Genomic DNA, 1,078 nt, shown 5'->3' with positions numbered 1-1,078 from the left:
CTCTGGAGGTTTGATTTATGCCTCGCTAACCCACAGTGAGTCTTTGCGTTCGGACTTTGAGCTGGTTTCAAGAAATGAAGTTTTACAGGCCAGAATACATGAAAAAATATTGCAGATAGGTCGAACCTTAGAAGAGGTTTATCAAGGCTCAAGCTCAAAAGGCAGGGCAACAAGTGTTGTTGCCGACCAGCTAGCCGAAGAAAAATTGACTCGTCTTCAAGACTTTGCAGCATAGAGGAGGCGGTATGAAATCTTATACTTTTGAAGAAAACCTTAGGTTTGATGTAAGTTTTTCGAAATTTCTTGGCGATGACGGGCAGCTTAAGCAGTCTTTACCGGATTCTCTACTGCTCAAAGAAGAAATGCTAAAAGCTTATGAAACGATGGTTTTGATCAGAGCTTTTGACCATAAGGCTATCGCTTTACAACGAACTGGCAAGCTTGGAACTTACCCTTCAGTTCTAGGCCAGGAAGCAATTGGTACGGCCATTGGTATGGCGCTCAGCCCAGATGATATTTTTGCGCCTTATTACCGCGACTTCGCTACCCAATATTTGCGAGGGGTGTCTTTAAAAGAGATGTTGATGTATTGGGGAGGCTTGGAACGTGGTAGTGATTATAAATCATGCCCAAATGATTTCCCTGTTTGTGTGCCAATAGCGACACAATATGGCCACGCTGCCGGTGCAGCTGTTGCTCTGAAAACCAAAGGCATACATCAAGCATCTCTTGTTACGTGTGGTGAGGGCGCGACCTCGAAAGGCGACTTTCTCGAAACACTAAATCTGGCAGGGGCGTGGCAACTACCCTTGGTAATGGTTGTAAATAACAATCAATGGGCTATTTCGACCCCCCGCGATATTCAGTGCGGCGCGCAAACGATTGCCCAAAAAGCGATTGGCGCCGGGATTGAGGGACTGGTTGTTGATGGTAACGACTATTTTGCCGTGCGTCATGCAGTCAATATAGCACTGGAGAAAGCCTACGCAGGTAAAGGTGCAACGCTTATTGAAGCGGTGAGTTATCGCTTAGGGGATCATACTACCGCCGATGATGCTTCACGTTATCGCAGTGATTC

At 46.2% G+C, this 1,078-nt stretch carries 2 protein-coding genes; both read left to right on the top strand.

The features are described from left to right. Positions 1-235: hypothetical protein (locus tag A3735_RS30130; RefSeq protein ID WP_369820501.1), on the top strand; the 235-nt coding region annotated here is incomplete at its 5' end. 10 nt (positions 236-245) lie between these two features. Then, the coding region (locus A3735_RS02200) for a thiamine pyrophosphate-dependent enzyme (protein WP_068637508.1) at positions 246-1,078 on the top strand (833 nt) is incomplete at its 3' end.

The organism is Oleiphilus sp. HI0061 (assembly GCF_001635675.1).
This window is presented reverse-complemented; position numbering and strand designations above follow the sequence as displayed.